We start from the raw sequence: 15864 nt of genomic DNA on the forward strand, positions 1-15864 counted from the left end.
GTCCCGGCATTGGCCGCGGTCGCGGTGCGCGGCCTTGCCGCCGCCGCAAGGCCGAACCCGCCTTGCCTGACAGACATCGGCAGGCTTCGAATCATGCTCGGCGCGGGTATCTGCGCAACACGATGCAGGCTGACTGGCGCGGCCTGGAACTGGTCGCGGCCCGGCTTGACCGCACGATCTTCAGGACACGGCGCCCGGCGACTTGTGCCCTGCGCCAAAAGCCACTAATGCAGCCGGCGTGGGGCCTGTAGCTCAATGGTTAGAGCCGGCGGCTCATAACCGCTTGGTTGGGGGTTCGAGTCCCTCCGGGCCCACCAAAGAAAACAACCACTTATGAACTTTTGCGTTTCAGGTTCTGAGTGATTCGTGAAGCTCTGGGTAACTAACGGGGCAACATTTCTTCAGGGACCCCTGCGCTTTCCGATCGCCGTATTCGGACCATGCAGCGTCGACCAGCAGGTGGAGATTGGCACCACTTCAATCATTATGTTGATAGATTTTTCAAAGGATATGCGGCGAAGGCGTCCGGCTTCCCCACTAGTGTCGTGCATAGGTAGTGAGGTGGTGCCGGTTTCTGAGACAGGGGCATAAGGTGATCGATCCCGATCACCCACGGCTCTCGATCTGTCGCCAGTGCGAATTGGTCTCGTCTCGCGGGCGTCGTTCTATCGACAGCCGGCCGGCGAGACGCCCGAGAACCTCGAACTGATGCGCATCATCGACGAGGCGTTCATGGAAACGCCCTGGTATGGATCGCGCCAGATGGCCCGGCATCTGCGCCGTCAGGGCTGGTGCGTCGGACGCAAACGGGTCCGGCGGTTGATGCGCAAAATCGGCCTGTCGCCGATCTACCAGGCGCCGAAGACCAGCGAGCCGCATCGGCAGCATCGCATCTATCCCTACCTGCTGCGTCATCTGAACATCGAAAGCCCGATCAGGTCTGGTGCGCCGACGTGACCTATATCCCAATGCGGCGCGGCCTTCTTTACCTCGTCGCCATCATAGATTGGTTCAGCCGCAAGGTGCTGGCCTGGCGGCTGTCGAACACGATAGAGGCCGACTTCTGCGTCGCTGCCCTCGAAGAGGCGATCACCCGTCACGGCCGACCCGACATCTTCAACACCGATCAGGGCAGCCAGTTCACCAGCTTCGCCTTCACCACGACGCTGAAGGATGCCGGGATCCGCATCTCCATGGACGGGCGTGGCCGTTGGATGGACAACGTCTTCATCGAGCGGCTATGGCGCAGTCTCAAATACGAATGCGTCTTCCTCAGCGCCTTCGAGACCGGCAGCGAAGCTCGCAGCGGCATCGGTTCCTGGATCGACTACTACAACCGGCGACGCCCACACTCGACCTTCGGCGGCAGGACACCCGACGAGGTCTATGCTACGGCACAAATGACGGAGCAATTGGCGGCGTAGAAACCAACCCGATCCACCTTAGCCAAGACGCCAAACTGTCTCATCAGGCGGGACCACCTCAATCGTTCTCGCCAACTGTCAACCAAAGGTCCATCGAGATTTTGGGCAGCTCAGCGCCAGGCTGTTCGTTGCCGAAGGCGTCAATTTGCGCCCAGCTATCCACATTGAGGTCGTGCACGGTCAGGCCGTCGGTCTCGTCGCCGAGGAACAGGCCTATCGCGTGAGCAGCCGAGGTCTTGCGGCTGTTGTTCGCACCCACGAAAATCGAAAATATCCTTTTCGAGGTCGATGCGAGAATTCTTTAGTCGGCGAAAGTTGCGAATTCGCAGTGCCTGGGTGTGCATAGTTGTTGTTCCGCGCTCGGAAGATTATCTGATTCACCACAAATTAACCAACCCACATTTTGCTTGTAGGCTGCGAGCCATCCTGGCTTGCCGCTATATTTTTGAAGGTCGAGGGTTTCGTTGCCGGGAATGTCCTATAGCGATGTCCGCTTTGGGAGACGCTTAACGCAAAATAGACGACCGACTAGAGGCGCGAAGCGGTCATTCGCACGCTAATGTCGCATAAGATGCAGACTGGAACAGGTGGAGAATGTTTGTTTCGAAGCTCGGAGCAGAAGGTCCACTGCACCTGCGCAGGATCTGCCGGCAGCGCCCCCTGCATATCGGGAGCTACGCTGTGGGATGAACTACGTTGACGGCGTTCTCGCTGCTCTTGTTATTGCCAAATATTGATAGTTGCCAGCGTGCGCATCAGGTGATCGGACACCAGTTCCTCCGCAAGCTTAGCGTTGCGAGTGCCAATCGCGTCAACGATTGCTTTGAGGTCCTTGTAGGTCTGCTGCCGCACGGCCTGGGGCGCAGGCTTGTCCGTATCCCGCCCGTCAAACAGCACCGCGCGGCGGTCGTCCAGGATGCTCGACATGATCTGCATCAGGAACTTGTTTTGTGTGCTGGCGAACATCTGCCGGTGCAGAGCATAGATCTGCTCCTTAAAATCTTCCCAGGTTGGTGCGGCGAGGATCTGCTCGAGGGTGCGCCGCATGTCGAGGATCTCCTCCTCCTGCACGCGGTTGACTACCAGATGCATCATCGCCGGCTCGAACAGCAGCCGGCCTTCGACGATCTCGGCGAAGGAGGGAACGGTGTCATGGCTTGCGACGCTGGTCTGGTCCATTCGGTCGAAGACGAGGTCGGCATCGTCTGTGAGGTAGGTGCCGCTGCCCACGCGCCTCAGCACCAGCCCCTGCCGCTCCATCATGGCCAGCGCGCTACGCACCGCGGTGCGGCTGGTGTTCAACTGCTGCGCAAGCTCCCGTTCGTTGGGCAGCTTAGCGCCCGGTACCATCTGTCCGTCGCGGATGCTCCTCAGGAGTGCGCGGTAGACCAGTGATGGTGTGGCGCGGTCGTTGGTGGCAATGACGGCGAGCTGCGCGAGCGCAGAATCCGAAGGCATTTGCGATTATCCCAGCGAGAAGCCGCCTATGAGCAGAGTCGCGCTTCTGTTGTCAACCATTTCGGAGCACTGTGGATCGATCAACGCACCACTTCAGCTGGGACGCCGGTTTGCGCCGACTGCGCCAGTGCATCGAGCACAGGTATGGCGTCGAGCGCTTCGCGGTAGTGCTGGACATAGGGCTTGCCCGACAAGGTGGCCTGGACGAAATGGCCGAGCTCATCAGCGAGGTCGCCGGCGATGCGGCCGTTTATTTCCGGCCAGAGATGCGTGTCGCCGCCGCTCGTTCCTTCATCCTCCACGACATAAAGTCCCTGGTCTGTGCAATCCAGATAGGCGGCCGACTTCGTGCCGACGATTTCGAGCGTCGACCGGAAACCGTTCATTAGTCCGTCGGGCCAGGCCCAGCTATAGTCGATGTTGCCGATCGCGCCGTTCTCAAAATTGACCACGGCGTAGAGCGCGTCCTCATTGCCCGTGCCGAGCAACTCGACCTTCTGCGCGTAGACGCGGCTGATCCTCGAACGGGCGATCCATTGCATGGCGTCGATGTCGTGCACGCCCATGTAGAAGAGGATCGAGCTCGACGCGCCGAGACGCTGCGCGGTCGCGCGGATGCCGCTGCGCTTGGCGCGGATATGTATCGGCGTACCGAGCCTTTCGGGCGCCGCTGCATAGAAGGTCTGGACGTAGCGCGGATCGAAGCGAAGGATATGCCCGACCATGAAGCGCACGCCGCTTTTCTCGACCGCCTCGACGATGCGGCGCGCCGTCGCGGCGTCGTGGGCGAGCGGCTTTTCGAGAAGGATCGCCTTTCCGGCTGCCGCCGCGGCGAGCGCAGCCTCTTCGTGCAGCCGGTCCGGCAGGCAGATGCTGACCGCCTCGAGTTCCGGCAGGGCCAGCAGCGCGTGCAGATCGTCGAAGCCTTGCGCGCCCGTTTCGCCGGCGACGGCCGCGGCCCGAGCCTGATCACTGTCGCATACAGCGACAAGTTCGGCCGCCGGGTGGTCGGCATAGATGCGGGCGTGGCGGCTGCCGAAGAAGCCGAGGCCGATGACGCCTGTCTTGAGGGTCCCGCTCATTTCGGCTGCTCCGCAATCGCCCAGCCGCGAAAATCCTCGATGAAGGCGGCGAGTTCGCCGACCACTGCCTCGAAGAATTTTCCGCCGGCGTCCGGCGTCGCGAGCGAGGGATCGCCGAGCGTCCCGGTCGGCGAGAGATCGGCGAAATCGAGATAGGTTCTGATCGCCGAGCCGCCGAGCAGATCGGTGATGAGGTAGGGCGAGCCGGGATCCGGATAGGTCGCCACGGCGCGCTCCATTTTCACGAGTTCGGGCCGGATGTGCTGGATCATCGCGGTCTCGAACTCGCAGGCATGGCCCATGCCGCCCGCCTCCGACCGGCGCAGCGCGGCGATAGCCTCGCGCGCAAGCTGGAAATAGGTGAGCGCGGCGATCCTTGCCTTGCCGTAGTGCCTGTGCCCGAGTTTCGAAGCGAGAAGATCGATGACGCCGCCGTTGCCGCCGTGGCCGTTGACGATGAGGATGCGGCGGAAGCCGTGCGACACCAGCGAGCCGACGATGTCCTCGGCCACCGCCATCAGTGTCTCGGCCCTGAGGGTGACGCTGCCCGGAAAACGCATGTGATGGGCCGAGAACCCGTACCAGGGCGGCGGCAGGACGGCGGTCTTTCCCGGCGACCGTTCGGCGGCGGCCAGCGATACGGCGAGGGCGAGCAGCGTGTCGGTGCCGAGCGGCATGTGGTTGCCGTGCTGCTCCACCGAGCCGAGCGGCAGGATGAACACCGTCCTCTCGCGGTCGAGGCTAGCGACTTCCGGCGAGGTGAGTTCTTCGAAACGCATCATTTCACCGAGAAGGTCGCGGTCTTGAGATCGCACATGGCCGCCAGCGCGTGCCGGCCGCCCACCCTGCCGGTGCCGCTGTCCTTGCCGGACATGCCGCCGAAGGGAATGTGCAGCTCCCAGTAGTTCGAGGTGTCGTTGATGTTGACGATGCCGGTCGGCATTTCCTCGATGTAGCGGAAGGCCCGGTCGATATCCTGGGTGAAGACACTGGAGACCAGCCCGTAGCGGTTGTCGGCCGCGATCTCGAAAGCCTCCTCGTCGCTGTCGATGATGAGCAGCGGCGCCACCGGACCGAACGTCTCTTCGGTGTTGATGAGGGCGTCGCGCGACACGCCGGTGAGCACGGTCGGCTCGAAATAAAGCGGGCTCGGATAGTCGGCGGCTGCCTTGCCGCCGGTGACGGCGGTGGCGCCGCGCTCCAGCGCGTCGGTCACATGGCTCGCGACCTTCGCGGCGACGCCGGCATTGTTGAGCGGCCCCATGGTGACCTCGTCCTTGCGCGGGTCGCCAAGCACCACCGCGCGCGCCGCCGCCGCCAGGCGCTCGGCGAACGCATCGTGGATGTTACGATGCACGAGGATGCGCTCCGACGACGAGCAGACCTGGCCGGCGTTGACGAAGCAGCCGGAGGCCGTCGCTGCCACCGCCCGGTCGAGATCGGCGTCGTCGAGGATCACCACTGGTCCATTACCGCCGAGTTCCATCAGTTGCGGCTTGCCCGCCGTGCGAACGCTGATCTGCTTGCCCGTCGCAGCGCTTCCCGTGAAGCCGACGGCGTCGGTGCCCGGATTGGAGACGATCTCGTCGCCGACGACAGCTCCCGCGCCGGTGACCAGATTGATGACGCCGGGCGGAAGGTCGGCCTCTTCGATGGCGCGCATCAGCGCTACCGCGACAAGGGAGGTCGTCGGGGCAGGTGTCCAGACGATGGTGTTGCCGGCGGCGAGCCCCGGCGCGATGTATTCGACCGGGATGTTCACCGGGAAGTTCCACGGCGTCACCACCGCGTAGACGCCGCGCGGCCGGTAGAAGGTCATCACCCGCTTGGAGGGGTCCTCGGTCGGTATGGTGTCGCCTTCGAGATATTTGACGAGATCGGCGGCGAGGTTGAAGCCGTCCACCGATTTGCCGACTTCGAAGAATGCTTCCGCATAGGGCTTGCCTTGTTCGAGCGTCAGCAGCGCCGCCAGTTCGGCGCGGCGCGCCGCGATCGCCTCGCCGGTACGGCGCATCGCCCTGGCGCGGTCCCAGATCGACACCTTGCGCCACTCCGGCTGCGCCTGGCGGGCGGCGGCGATAGCCTCGACGGCCGCCTGGCGGGAGCTCCAGCTAATCGTTCCGATCGCCGAACCGTCGATCGGCGAGCGCACCGGCTTGATCTCGCCGGCGGCATCGGCCTGCCAGACGCCGCCGATAAAGTTCGAAATTCCGTCACTTCCCATTGATTGGTTCGTCCGTAAGAAAAGCGGTTGCAATTGATCCATATTGGTTTTTATAGTCCGATCCAGGACGCCCAATGTCAACGATCAAAATTGGACGCCACGGGCCGAATGGGGCGCTCAGGCGTCGGCCCAACACGGAGGATGGAACATATGAAAACCAGAACACTATTCGCAGCCGGCCTGCTGGCTTCCGGCATTCTTGCTGCTCAGCCGGGTGCGGCCCAGGACAATATCACGCTTGAATTCGTCGTCTGGAACTACTCGCTGGAGACCATCCAGGACAATGTGAAGCAGTTCGAGGAGGAAAATCCCGGCATCAAGGTAAAGGTCACCGACTACACTTGGCCGGACTATCAGGACAGTCTCGTCTTGCGCTTTCGCGGCGATACACCGACCGACGTGATCTATGGCGGTCAGGATTGGTTGCCGGCCTGGGGCGCTGCGGGTTTCATCGCGCCGCTGGATTCGGTGGCGCCGGCCGGCGCGGTCGACGAACTGAAGAAGGACATCGCCGGCTTCGCGCTCACCGACGTGACCTACAAGGACCAAGTCTACGGCCTGCCATACTACGCCGACACGATTTCCTTCATCTACAACAAGAAGATACTGGCCGACGCCGGCATCGCCGTGCCGACCACGTGGGAAGAGGTGACCGCCGCCGCCGAGAAGCTCAAGGCGGGCGGCATGGAGCACCCGATCGTCTACGAGTACAACCAGGAACTGCCCAATTTCTACGACGCCTTCGTCGCCCAAGCCTATGGCCGCGGCGCCGAACTCTTCGACAAGGACCTGAACCCGCTCTTCGCCGACCCGGAAAACGGGTCGTTCAAGCAGCTGCAGTGGATCGCGGACGCCTATTCCAAGGGTCTCGTGCAGTCGGAGACGCATGAATCGAAGATCATCCCGGCGATGAACACCGGCGCGCACGCCTTCACCATCGTCTACACCTACGTTCTCGCCGCCCTCAACAACACGGCCGACCAGCCGCGGGCCGGCGAGTTCGCGCTTGCGCCGATGCCCGGCACCACCCATTCGACGCTCGGCTTTGCCAAGTCCTATGTGGTGACGGCGAAGGCCGCCGCCGATCCGGCGCGCGGCGAGGCCGCCTGGAAGTTCGTGAACTTCATGGCCGGCAAGCCCTACACCGTGGCCAAGCGCTGGGCGGTGGAGAAGGGTCTCGGCTTCGGCCAGCTGCCGCTGTTCCAGGACAAGGACGTGATCGAGGCCTGGGGCAAGTGGGCCGACGTCAAGGCGCTGGGCGACCAGGCGGCGATCGCCAAGGCCGGCACCTACACCGAGTACAGCTCGGTCTGGTCGGCCTATTTCCGCCCGCTGCTGGCCAAGGCGATGGTCGGCGAGGCGAGCGTCGAGCAGACCATGAAGGACGGCGCGGACCGCTGGAACCAGCTCAAGGAGCAGTTCGCCAATCGCTAGGCTCCGGTAATGCCGGCGGACGGCGTCGAGGCGCCGTCCGCCGCTTCCTGCGAATTTCGAGTTCGGCTGATCCTCCATGTGGACCATCAAACACTTTCCGGCGCTCTGGCTGCTGCCCGCACTTCTGCCGGTGGCGCTGATGACCCTTTATCCGGTCGCCTATGCGTTCTGGACCAGCCTGCATTCGGTGATGCTGCTGTTTCCCGGCGAGCCTTTCGTCGGCCTCGACAACTACAAGCGGGTGGTCAGCAGCAACTATTTCCACGACGCGCTCCGCAACTCGCTCGTCTTCACGCTGATCGCCGCCCCCTTGGTCGTCATCATCGGCACGCTGATCGCGCTTTTCCTGCAGCGGCGCTTCTTCGGCTCGCAGGTCGTGCGCTCCATCGTCCTGCTGCCGTGGGTGCTGCCGGGCGCCATCAGTGCGGTCCTCTGGATCTGGGTGTTCCATCCAAGCTTCGGCGTGCTCAACGGCGTGCTGCGCGACCTGCACCTGATCGACGGCTCCATCCCCTGGCTGACCTCGCCGCGGCTGGCACTCTTCTCGGTCGTGGTCGCCCATGTGTGGACCCAGATTCCGTTCGCCGTCGTGCTGCTCATGGCGGCGCTTTCGGGAATCAACTCGGAGACGCTGGAGGCCGCCGCCATCGACTGCCGCAGCGCGCTGAAACGCTTCCGCTACATTGTCTTTCCCGAGATCAAGGCGATGATCGTCGTGTTGATCGTCTATAACGCGCTCACCGCCTTCACCAGCTACGACCTCGTCTACGCCATGACCGGAGGCGGGCCGGGCACGGCGACCACGCTGCTGTCCTTCCAGATCTGGCGGGAGAGCTTCTCCATGTACGATTTCGGCAGCGGCTCGGCGGTCGCCTTCATCGTCGTCGCTATTTCGGCGGTGCTGATCGTCGCCATCACACGCGCCCTTCCTTCGGACCTGTTCGGGGAGTAGTGGGATGCAGCGCGGCCTCAACCCCTTCCTGACCTTCCTGTTCGCCACGCTCATCGTGATGTTCACCGGCGGCCCGGTCATCCTCTCGCTGATCGGCAGCGTGGTGCCGGACCGCATCCTGCTCGACAGCAGCAAGGCGCTGTTCAGCGAGGGCCTGAATTTCGAGACCTACCGTTATGTCTTCACCGGCCAGCTGCCGGATTCCTACCTTGCCGAGACCGCCAACCGGGCGATGATCTCCGACGCCGCCCGGCAGGTCCCGCAAAGCCTGCTCAACAGCGGCATCATCGCCTTTTCCTCGATGGTGCTGAACCTGCTGATCGGCGCGCCGGCCGCCTATGTCTTCGCCCGCTACGTCTTTCCGGGCAAGAAGCTCACCTTCATGTTCCTCATCCTGTCGCCGCTGGTGCCGGCGGTCGCGCTGGTGACGCCGGTCTACATCATGCTGCAGACGCTCGGTCTGGTCGGCACGCAGGCCGGCATCATCCTCGTCCACACGGCCAAGGCGCTGCCCTTCACCGTGCTCATCCTGTCGGTCTTCTTCCGCAAGATGCCAGCCGAGATATTCGAGGCGGCGGTGCTCGATCACTGCAGCCGCTTCCAGACCTTCTGGCGCATCGCGCTGCCGCTGGCGCTGCCGTCGGTCGGCGCCACCGGCCTCTTCGCCTTCATGCTCTCCTACTCGGAATACATGTTCTCGATGGTGCTTTCGGGCGACGCGGCGACGCGCCCGGTCTCGGTCGTGATGGCGGCGCTTGCGCGCAACACCGACGTTTCGTGGAGCCTGCTCAACACGGCGATCTTCATCGCCATCGTGCCGACGCTGGTGCTGGTCGTCTTCGTCTGGCGCTTCGTGGTCGAAGGCCTGCTCAGCGGCGCAGTCAAGGGATAGGACATGGCAGACACCCACCATCCGCTGAAGGCGCGCCCCAAGGGCGCCAGGCAGCATGCCACCGCCGGGCCCTATTCGCCGGTGCTCGAGGTCGACGCCACCCGGCTCGTCGTGATCTCGGGGCAGGTCGCTGTCGACATGGACGGCGGGGTCGTCGGCGGCACGATCGAGGAGCAGACCCGCGCCACCCTGGAAAATTGCGCCGCGCAACTGGCCAGCGCCGATTGCACGCTGGGCGACGTCTTCAAGGTCAACATCTATCTCACCGATCTCGCCCAATGGGCCCGCTTCAACGCCGTCTATGAGGAGATGATGGCCGAGCCGCTGCCGGTCCGCACGGCGGTGCAGGCGGTGCTGCTGCCGGGTTTCCTGGTCGAGGTCGAGATGTGGGCCGTCAAGTCGAAGGATTGAGGTATTGGCTTCCGTAGAACTCAAGAATGTCGCCAAGTCCTTCGGCCGGGTGGAGGCCGTCCGCGACGTCTCGCTGACCATCGAGGACCGCGAACTCGTCGTCTTCGTCGGCCCCTCAGGCTGCGGCAAGTCCACCCTGCTGCGCATGATCGCAGGACTGGAGGAGATCACCTCCGGCGAACTCATGATCGGCGGCAAGCCGATGAACGCGGTGGCCGCCGCCGACCGCGGCATCGCCATGGTCTTCCAGTCCTATGCGCTTTACCCGCACATGACGGTGGCCGAGAACATGGGCTTTGCGCTCAAGATGCTCGGCACCGACAAGGCCGAGATCGACCGCAAGGTCGCGGAAGCGGCCGGCGTGCTGCAGATCGAGGAACTGCTCGGCCGCAAGCCTAGGGAGCTTTCCGGCGGCCAGCGCCAGCGCGTCGCCATCGGCCGCGCCATCGTGCGCCAGCCGGACGTCTTCCTGTTCGACGAGCCACTCTCGAATCTTGACGCCGGCCTCAGGGCGCAGATGCGCGTCGAGATTGCCCGGCTTCACGAGCGGCTCCGGACCACCATGATCTACGTCACCCACGACCAGGTCGAGGCGATGACGCTCGCCGACCGCATCGTCATCCTCAACCGGGGCAAGATCGAACAGCAGGGCTCGCCGCTGGAACTCTACGAAAGACCGGCCAACCGTTTCGTCGCCGGCTTCCTCGGACAGCCCAGGATGAACTTCATCCCGACGCTCGCCGGGCCTTCGCAGGCGGGCACCACCCTGGCGATCGCCGCTTCCGGCAGGGCGGTGCTGAGGCTCGGCGAGGGCGTTCCGGTCGCGGACGGATCGGAGGTGGAACTGGGCGTTCGTCCGGACGCGATATCGATCGCCGGACCCGGCGACGACCTCGCCGTTCCCGGGAGGATCGTCGTGGTCGAGCATCTCGGGGGCTCCAGCCTGCTTTACGTCCAGGTCGACGGGCTGGATCAGCTGCTGACCTTGGAGCAGCGCGGCAAGACAGATTTCGCCAAGGGACAGGAGATAGATCTCCTCTTCGATCCCGGCCAGTCGCATCTGTTCGACGGCAACGGCGAACGAATTGGAAGCGGCAGGTGACATCGGTGTGCCAGGCGGAATTAGAGAATCCCGCCAAGTTCGCGCGAGAGATTCGCCGCGTGACGCTGGACGACGACGCGCAGCACAGCGAGCTTGTCGAGATCGAAGCGGCTTGCAGGGCCGGAGATGGCGATACCGCCTGGCACCTCGCCGCCATTCTCGAAAACGGGCAGTGCGACGCAACGCATGTCGGGCGCGAATTCGAGGTCGTCGTAGGCGTAGCCGTCGGCTCGGACGCGGGCGAGGGAACGGCGCAATTCGTCCGGATCGGTTATGGTGTTGGGCGCAACCTTGGCCAGCCCGGCAGCGATGATCGCCTCGGTAATGCGCACGTCCCTAAACGCGAGAAGCACCTTGCCAATCGAACTGCAATGAAGCGGCGAGCGGTCGCCAATCTGGAAGTCGACGGCAACGCGTTGCGTACCTTTTGCGCGGTAAACAAGCACAGCCGCATCACGTTCGAGTACCGAGTAGTGAACAGTTTCGCCGGTTTCGTCGGAGATGGCGCGCAGGCAGCTGAGGATGCGGCCGGCGCGCTCGTCTTCGCCGACCAGATGGCGGGCGAGCGACAGCACCTTGAATGTCAATCTGTAGTGTTTTGCGTCGGCTGCCTTTTGTACATAGCCCGACTGAACCAGCGTCATAAGCATGCGGTAGGCTGTGGCGCGATCGGCGTCAATGCCCGTTGCGACGTCCGCGACGGTGACAGGCCGTCGTTGCTCTCCAACAAAATCGAGTACGTTCAGCGCCTTAAGGGCGGTGGCACTTATGTTGGTGTCCAGATCGCTCATTCAGCCGAATCCATTTGTTCAATATTCGTATACACAGACCAAAATCTCCAGACAAGATCACATATCGTTGACGTAATTCTATTCTTGAATTACCCCTGCTTTCTAACGATACGTGGCTTGACCGCGCGTCGATGGGAGGAATTTTTATGGACATGCTGATCGACGGCAGCTGGACGGGTGCGTCTGACGGACAGGTCGATCTCGTGCTCAATCCGGCCACCAATGGTCAGATTGACACTGTGCCCCGCGCCACCGTCGCAGACGTAGAGCGCGCCGTTGCCGCCGCACAGCGCGGCAAGGCGGCAATGTGCGCCATGCCAGCCTGGCAGCGCTACGAGATTCTCGAAGCCGTCGCCCGGCGCATCGAGGAAAACCAGGCCGAGCTCGGCACGTTGCTCTGCCGTGAAAACGGCAAGCGCATCGGCGAAACGACCAGCGAGGTCGGCGTCGCCGCGCGCATCTTCCGCGGCTACGCGGAGGAGGCAAAGCGTATCTTCGGTCGTTCGGTGCCGCTGAACTCCATCCCCGGCCGCGAGAAGTCGCTGGCGATCACGACGCGCGAGCCGCTCGGCGTCGTCGCGGCAATAGTGCCATTCAACTATCCGGTCGAGCTCTGGAGCCACAAGGTGGCGGGTGGGCTCGCGGCTGGCAACGCGGTCATCACCAAGGCGCCTGAAGACTGCCCGCTCGCCATCATCGAAGTCAGCCGCTATCTGGAGGAGGCCGGACTGCCGCCCGGCGCGCATCAGCTTCTCACCGGAGGACGCGATGTCGGCGAGGCGCTGGTCCGCGCCGAGGGCGTGCAGATGATCGCCATGACCGGCTCGACGGCTGCCGGCAAACGCATCCTCGAAGTTGCAGCAGCGACGCTAAAGAAGGTGCATCTCGAGCTCGGCGGCAACGACGCGACAATCGTCTGCGGCGACGCCGATATAGAGGCGACGGCGGCTGCGCTCATCGCTGGCCGCTTCACCTCCGGCAACGGCCAGATCTGCTGCGCGGTGAAGCGCGTGCTGGTCGAAAAGCCAATCTACCAGAAGCTGCTCGACGCTGTAGCGACGAAGACCAGCAAGCTGAAGGTCGGCGATCCGATGGATCCTTCGACAGATGTCGGGCCGCTGATCAATCTGCGCGGCGCCGAACGCGTCGAGGCGCAGGTGCGCCAGGCGGTGGCCGACGGCGCCAAGGTCGTCACCGGTGGTGTCAGGCGCGACAATTTCTTCGAGCCGACCATACTCACCGGCATCGCTTCAGGCACGGCGGCCTTCGCCGACGAGACCTTCGGACCGGTGCTGCCGCTCATTCCTTATGAACGCTTCGAGGATGCGCTGGCACTCGCCAACGACAGCCCGTTCGGGCTGCAGGCCGCGATCTTCACGCATGATCTGCGCAAGGTGATGCGCGCCTATGAGGCGCTCGACGTTGGCACTGTGGTGGTCAACCACACAACCGCGGTGCGCGTCGAAACACTGCCTTTTGGTGGCAACAAGGACAGTGGCAATGCCCGCGAGGGCATTCACGACACGTTGCACGAGATGAGCAAGGAGAAGACACTCTTGCTGCACGAAGTGTTCGGAGCTGCCGCCTGATGCCCCATCTCGCGGTCAGCCATATCGCCAAGGGCTACGACGGCAACCCGGCCGTGCGCGACATCTCCTTCGAGGTCGCGGCGGGCAGGGTGCTGGCGCTTTGCGGCGAGAACGGCGCCGGCAAGTCAACGTTGATGAAGATGCTCTCCGGCGCGACGAAGCCCGATGCCGGCGAGATCCTGCTCGACGGCAAACCGGTGGCGATTGGCGGACCTTCCGACGCGATGGCGCTCGGCATCCGCACTGTCTACCAGGAATTCTCGCTGCTGCCGCATCTCTCCGTCGCCGAAAACATGCTGCTCGGCCGCATGCCGACTCGCGGCCTCTCCTTCGTGGTCGATTGGCCGGAGGCGAATCGCATCGCCGCGCGCGTGCTTGCCGATTTCGGTTTCCCGGAGATCGATCCGACGGCGCTGGTCGGCTCGCTCAGCGTTGCGCGCCAGCAGATCGTCGAGATCGCCAAGGCGCTGGTTGCTGAGCCGAAGATTCTCATCCTCGACGAACCGACCGCCGTCATCTCGGCCGCCGAGGCGTCAAAGCTGTTCGACAAGGTGCGCAGCCTCGCCGCCAACGGGACGACGGTGATCTACATCTCTCACCGGTTGGAGGAGGTCTACGCCATCGCCGACGAGATCGTCGTGCTTAAGGATGGGCGCAGCGTGCTTTCCGGCGAGGTCGTCGAACTCGGCCAGGAGCGCCTGATCAACACCATGGTGGGTCGGCCTCTGTCGGCGATCTTTCCGAAGCGCAAGGGCGAAGCCAGCAGACCGGTGCTCGAAGTGGAAAAGCTCACGTTGGGCGACGTCTTTGACGACGTCAGCTTCGAGGTTCGCGCCGGCGAGATCGTCGGCATGTTCGGGCTGGTCGGCAGCGGCCGCACCGAGATTGCCAAGGCGATCTTCGGCGCGACGCCTGCAAAAAGCGGCACGGTGCGCCTTTCGGGGAAGGACGCAGGTTTTGCGACACCATCAGAAGCAGTGCGGGGGCATGTTGCGATGATCACCGAGGACCGCAAGGGCGACGGGCTGGCGCTTGACGCCAGCGTCATCGACAATGCCGGGCTGGCGAGCTTTTCGCGCTATGCGCCGAACGGCATCATCGATGGAGCGAGGCGGCGCCAGCTCGTTGGCGAGAAGATACGCGAACTGTCGATCAAGCTCGCCGACCCGGCCCAGCCGGTGCGCCAGCTGTCCGGCGGCAACCAGCAGAAGGTGGTGCTCGCCAAGTGGCTGCTGGTCGAGAACATCCAGCTCTTCATCTTCGACGAGCCGACGCGCGGCGTCGACATCGCCACGAAGGTCGAGATCTACCAGATGATCCGTGACCTCGCAGACAGCGGCGTCGCAGTGCTGATGATCTCCTCCGAGATGCCCGAGGTGCTTGGCATGGCCGACCGGCTGCTCGTCGTGCGCGACGGGCGGATCGTCGCCGAACTCCTGCCGAAGAACTTCCAGCCTGAAACGGTGTTCGCCCATGCGGCGGGCATCGAAGCCGGCGAGGCGAGACCGGAGCGGCTCCATTGACCGAGATCGCGACAGTGTCCGCCCATCCGCAACCTGCCTTGCTGCAGCGCTTCAGCCGCGCCGATCTGCTTTTCGTCGCTGCGATCCTGCTGCTCATCGTCTTCGCGGCGGTGGCGTCGGAGGCGTTCCTGACGCAGCGCAACCTCGTCAATATCTCGCGCCAGCTCGTCACCAACGGTTTCCTCAGCCTCGGCATGCTGATGGTGATCCGCACGGGCGGCATCGACCTTTCGGTCGGCTCGGTGTTGGCGCTCGCCGGCCTGCTCGCCACCGGCCTGCAGGAACACATGCATTTCTCGGCGGCGATCGCGGTCGCGCTGGCGATGGGGGCTGCGGTCGGCTTCCTCAACGGCTGGCTGACGGCGCGCTTCAACCTGCAGCCCTTCATAGTGACGCTGGCGACGATGGGCAGCCTGCGCGGCCTGACCTATGTCTACGCCGACACGCCGCGCTATCCCGTCGACGAGATGTTCCGCGCACTGATAGGCGGCGCCTTCGTCGGGCCGATCCCGGTCAACTTCATCATCTTCGCACTCGCCGCACCCAGTGTCTGGTTCTATCTGAACCACACCGTCTCGGGCCGTGCCGCCTTCGCGCTCGGCGTCAACAAGGAAGCGGTGCGGCTCGCCGGCGTCGACGTCAACAAACACCTCATCTTCGCCTATGTCGCCTGCGGCCTGTTCGCGGCGATCGCCGGTGTGCTCTTGGCGTCGCGGCTTGGCATCGCGCAGCCGAGCGTCGGCATCGGCTACGAGCTCGACGCCATCGCAGCGGTGGTGATCGGCGGCGGCCTGCTCGGAGGAGGGGGAGGGACTGCGGTCGGCGTGCTCGGCGGCGTGCTCGCGCTCGCCGTCGTCGACAATGTGCTCAACCTCTTCAACGTCGACTCCTACTACCAGCAGCTTCTGAAGGGCTTGATCATCCTGGTGGCGGTGCTCGCCAGGCGCAAGAAAGCTTAAGCCGCCGGCACGGCCGGCTCATC

Annotated in this window: 14 protein-coding genes, 1 tRNA gene and 1 pseudogene; 10 read left to right on the top strand and 6 right to left on the bottom strand. The window is 63.8% G+C overall.

Going from position 1 to position 15864, the window contains the following annotated elements; all coding sequences use genetic code 11:
* Positions 1–241: 241 nt before the first annotated feature.
* Both ABUE31_RS01535 and ABUE31_RS01540 read left to right on the top strand, forming a co-directional pair.
* Positions 242–317, top strand: a tRNA-Ile gene (locus ABUE31_RS01535).
* A 272-nt stretch (positions 318–589) separates the two neighbouring features.
* Positions 590–1424, top strand: a pseudogene (locus ABUE31_RS01540) (IS3 family transposase); the annotation flags it as partial.
* A 58-nt stretch (positions 1425–1482) separates the two neighbouring features.
* Here the strand turns inward: ABUE31_RS01540 and ABUE31_RS01545 are convergent.
* The 5 genes from ABUE31_RS01545 to ABUE31_RS01565 all read right to left on the bottom strand — a co-directional run bounded on the left by ABUE31_RS01545 (position 1483) and on the right by ABUE31_RS01565 (position 6188).
* Positions 1483–1683 carry a hypothetical protein gene (locus ABUE31_RS01545; protein ID WP_367721706.1) on the bottom strand — a complete coding sequence of 67 codons (201 nt, stop codon included), beginning with the start codon at positions 1681–1683 and terminating at the stop codon, positions 1483–1485.
* Between the two features lie 461 nt (positions 1684–2144).
* On the bottom strand, positions 2145–2882 hold the full coding sequence (locus tag ABUE31_RS01550; protein ID WP_367721707.1) for a FadR/GntR family transcriptional regulator: 738 nt from the start codon (positions 2880–2882) through the stop codon (positions 2145–2147).
* Between the two features lie 80 nt (positions 2883–2962).
* A complete protein-coding gene (locus ABUE31_RS01555; RefSeq protein ID WP_367721708.1) occupies positions 2963–3964 on the bottom strand; it encodes a Gfo/Idh/MocA family protein in 1002 nt (333 codons plus the stop codon).
* Positions 3961–4743 carry a creatininase family protein gene (locus ABUE31_RS01560; protein WP_367721709.1) on the bottom strand — a complete coding sequence of 261 codons (783 nt, stop codon included), beginning with the start codon at positions 4741–4743 and terminating at the stop codon, positions 3961–3963. Before ABUE31_RS01560 ends, ABUE31_RS01555 begins: the two co-directional genes overlap by 4 nt.
* On the bottom strand, positions 4743–6188 hold the full coding sequence (locus ABUE31_RS01565; protein WP_367721710.1) for an aldehyde dehydrogenase family protein: 1446 nt from the start codon (positions 6186–6188) through the stop codon (positions 4743–4745). The genes ABUE31_RS01560 and ABUE31_RS01565 overlap by 1 nt, the downstream gene beginning before the upstream one ends.
* Before the next feature lie 150 nt (positions 6189–6338).
* On the opposite strand from ABUE31_RS01565, the gene ABUE31_RS01570 reads away from it, so the two are divergent.
* The 5 genes from ABUE31_RS01570 to ABUE31_RS01590 all read left to right on the top strand — a co-directional run bounded on the left by ABUE31_RS01570 (position 6339) and on the right by ABUE31_RS01590 (position 10979).
* Positions 6339–7622, top strand: a complete 1284-nt coding sequence (locus tag ABUE31_RS01570; RefSeq protein ID WP_367721711.1) for an ABC transporter substrate-binding protein — start codon at positions 6339–6341, stop codon at positions 7620–7622.
* 76 nt (positions 7623–7698) lie between these two features.
* Entirely contained in the window at positions 7699–8574 is an 876-nt protein-coding gene (locus ABUE31_RS01575; protein WP_367721712.1) for a carbohydrate ABC transporter permease, read from the top strand.
* 4 nt (positions 8575–8578) lie between these two features.
* The gene (locus ABUE31_RS01580) at positions 8579–9466 is read left to right on the top strand and encodes a carbohydrate ABC transporter permease (RefSeq protein WP_367721713.1); all 888 of its coding nucleotides are present in this window, start codon (positions 8579–8581) and stop codon (positions 9464–9466) included.
* A 3-nt stretch (positions 9467–9469) separates the two neighbouring features.
* Positions 9470–9877 (top strand): RidA family protein, encoded by a 408-nt coding sequence (locus ABUE31_RS01585; protein WP_367721714.1) that lies wholly within the window; start codon positions 9470–9472, stop codon positions 9875–9877.
* Between the two features lie 4 nt (positions 9878–9881).
* On the top strand, positions 9882–10979 hold the full coding sequence (locus ABUE31_RS01590; RefSeq protein ID WP_367721715.1) for an ABC transporter ATP-binding protein: 1098 nt from the start codon (positions 9882–9884) through the stop codon (positions 10977–10979).
* A 20-nt stretch (positions 10980–10999) separates the two neighbouring features.
* On the opposite strand, the gene ABUE31_RS01595 is transcribed toward ABUE31_RS01590, so the two are convergent.
* Entirely contained in the window at positions 11000–11770 is a 771-nt protein-coding gene (locus tag ABUE31_RS01595; RefSeq protein ID WP_367721716.1) for an IclR family transcriptional regulator, read from the bottom strand.
* Positions 11771–11916: 146 nt separating this feature from the next.
* Here ABUE31_RS01595 and ABUE31_RS01600 point away from each other — a divergent pair, with 146 nt between their 5' ends.
* From ABUE31_RS01600 to ABUE31_RS01610, 3 genes are read left to right on the top strand one after another with little or no spacing between them, the layout of a single operon-like run.
* Positions 11917–13359 (top strand): aldehyde dehydrogenase family protein, encoded by a 1443-nt coding sequence (locus ABUE31_RS01600; RefSeq protein ID WP_367721717.1) that lies wholly within the window; start codon positions 11917–11919, stop codon positions 13357–13359.
* Complete coding sequence (locus ABUE31_RS01605) at positions 13359–14882, top strand: sugar ABC transporter ATP-binding protein (RefSeq protein WP_367721718.1); 1524 nt, start codon at positions 13359–13361, stop codon at positions 14880–14882. Before ABUE31_RS01600 ends, ABUE31_RS01605 begins: the two co-directional genes overlap by 1 nt.
* A complete protein-coding gene (locus ABUE31_RS01610; RefSeq protein ID WP_367721719.1) occupies positions 14879–15841 on the top strand; it encodes an ABC transporter permease in 963 nt (320 codons plus the stop codon). Before ABUE31_RS01605 ends, ABUE31_RS01610 begins: the two co-directional genes overlap by 4 nt.
* The last annotated feature ends 23 nt before the right edge of the window (positions 15842–15864 follow it).

Source organism: Mesorhizobium marinum, from assembly GCF_040813675.1.
In the GTDB taxonomy this organism is placed as follows: Bacteria; Pseudomonadota; Alphaproteobacteria; order Rhizobiales; family Rhizobiaceae; genus Mesorhizobium_K; species Mesorhizobium_K marinum.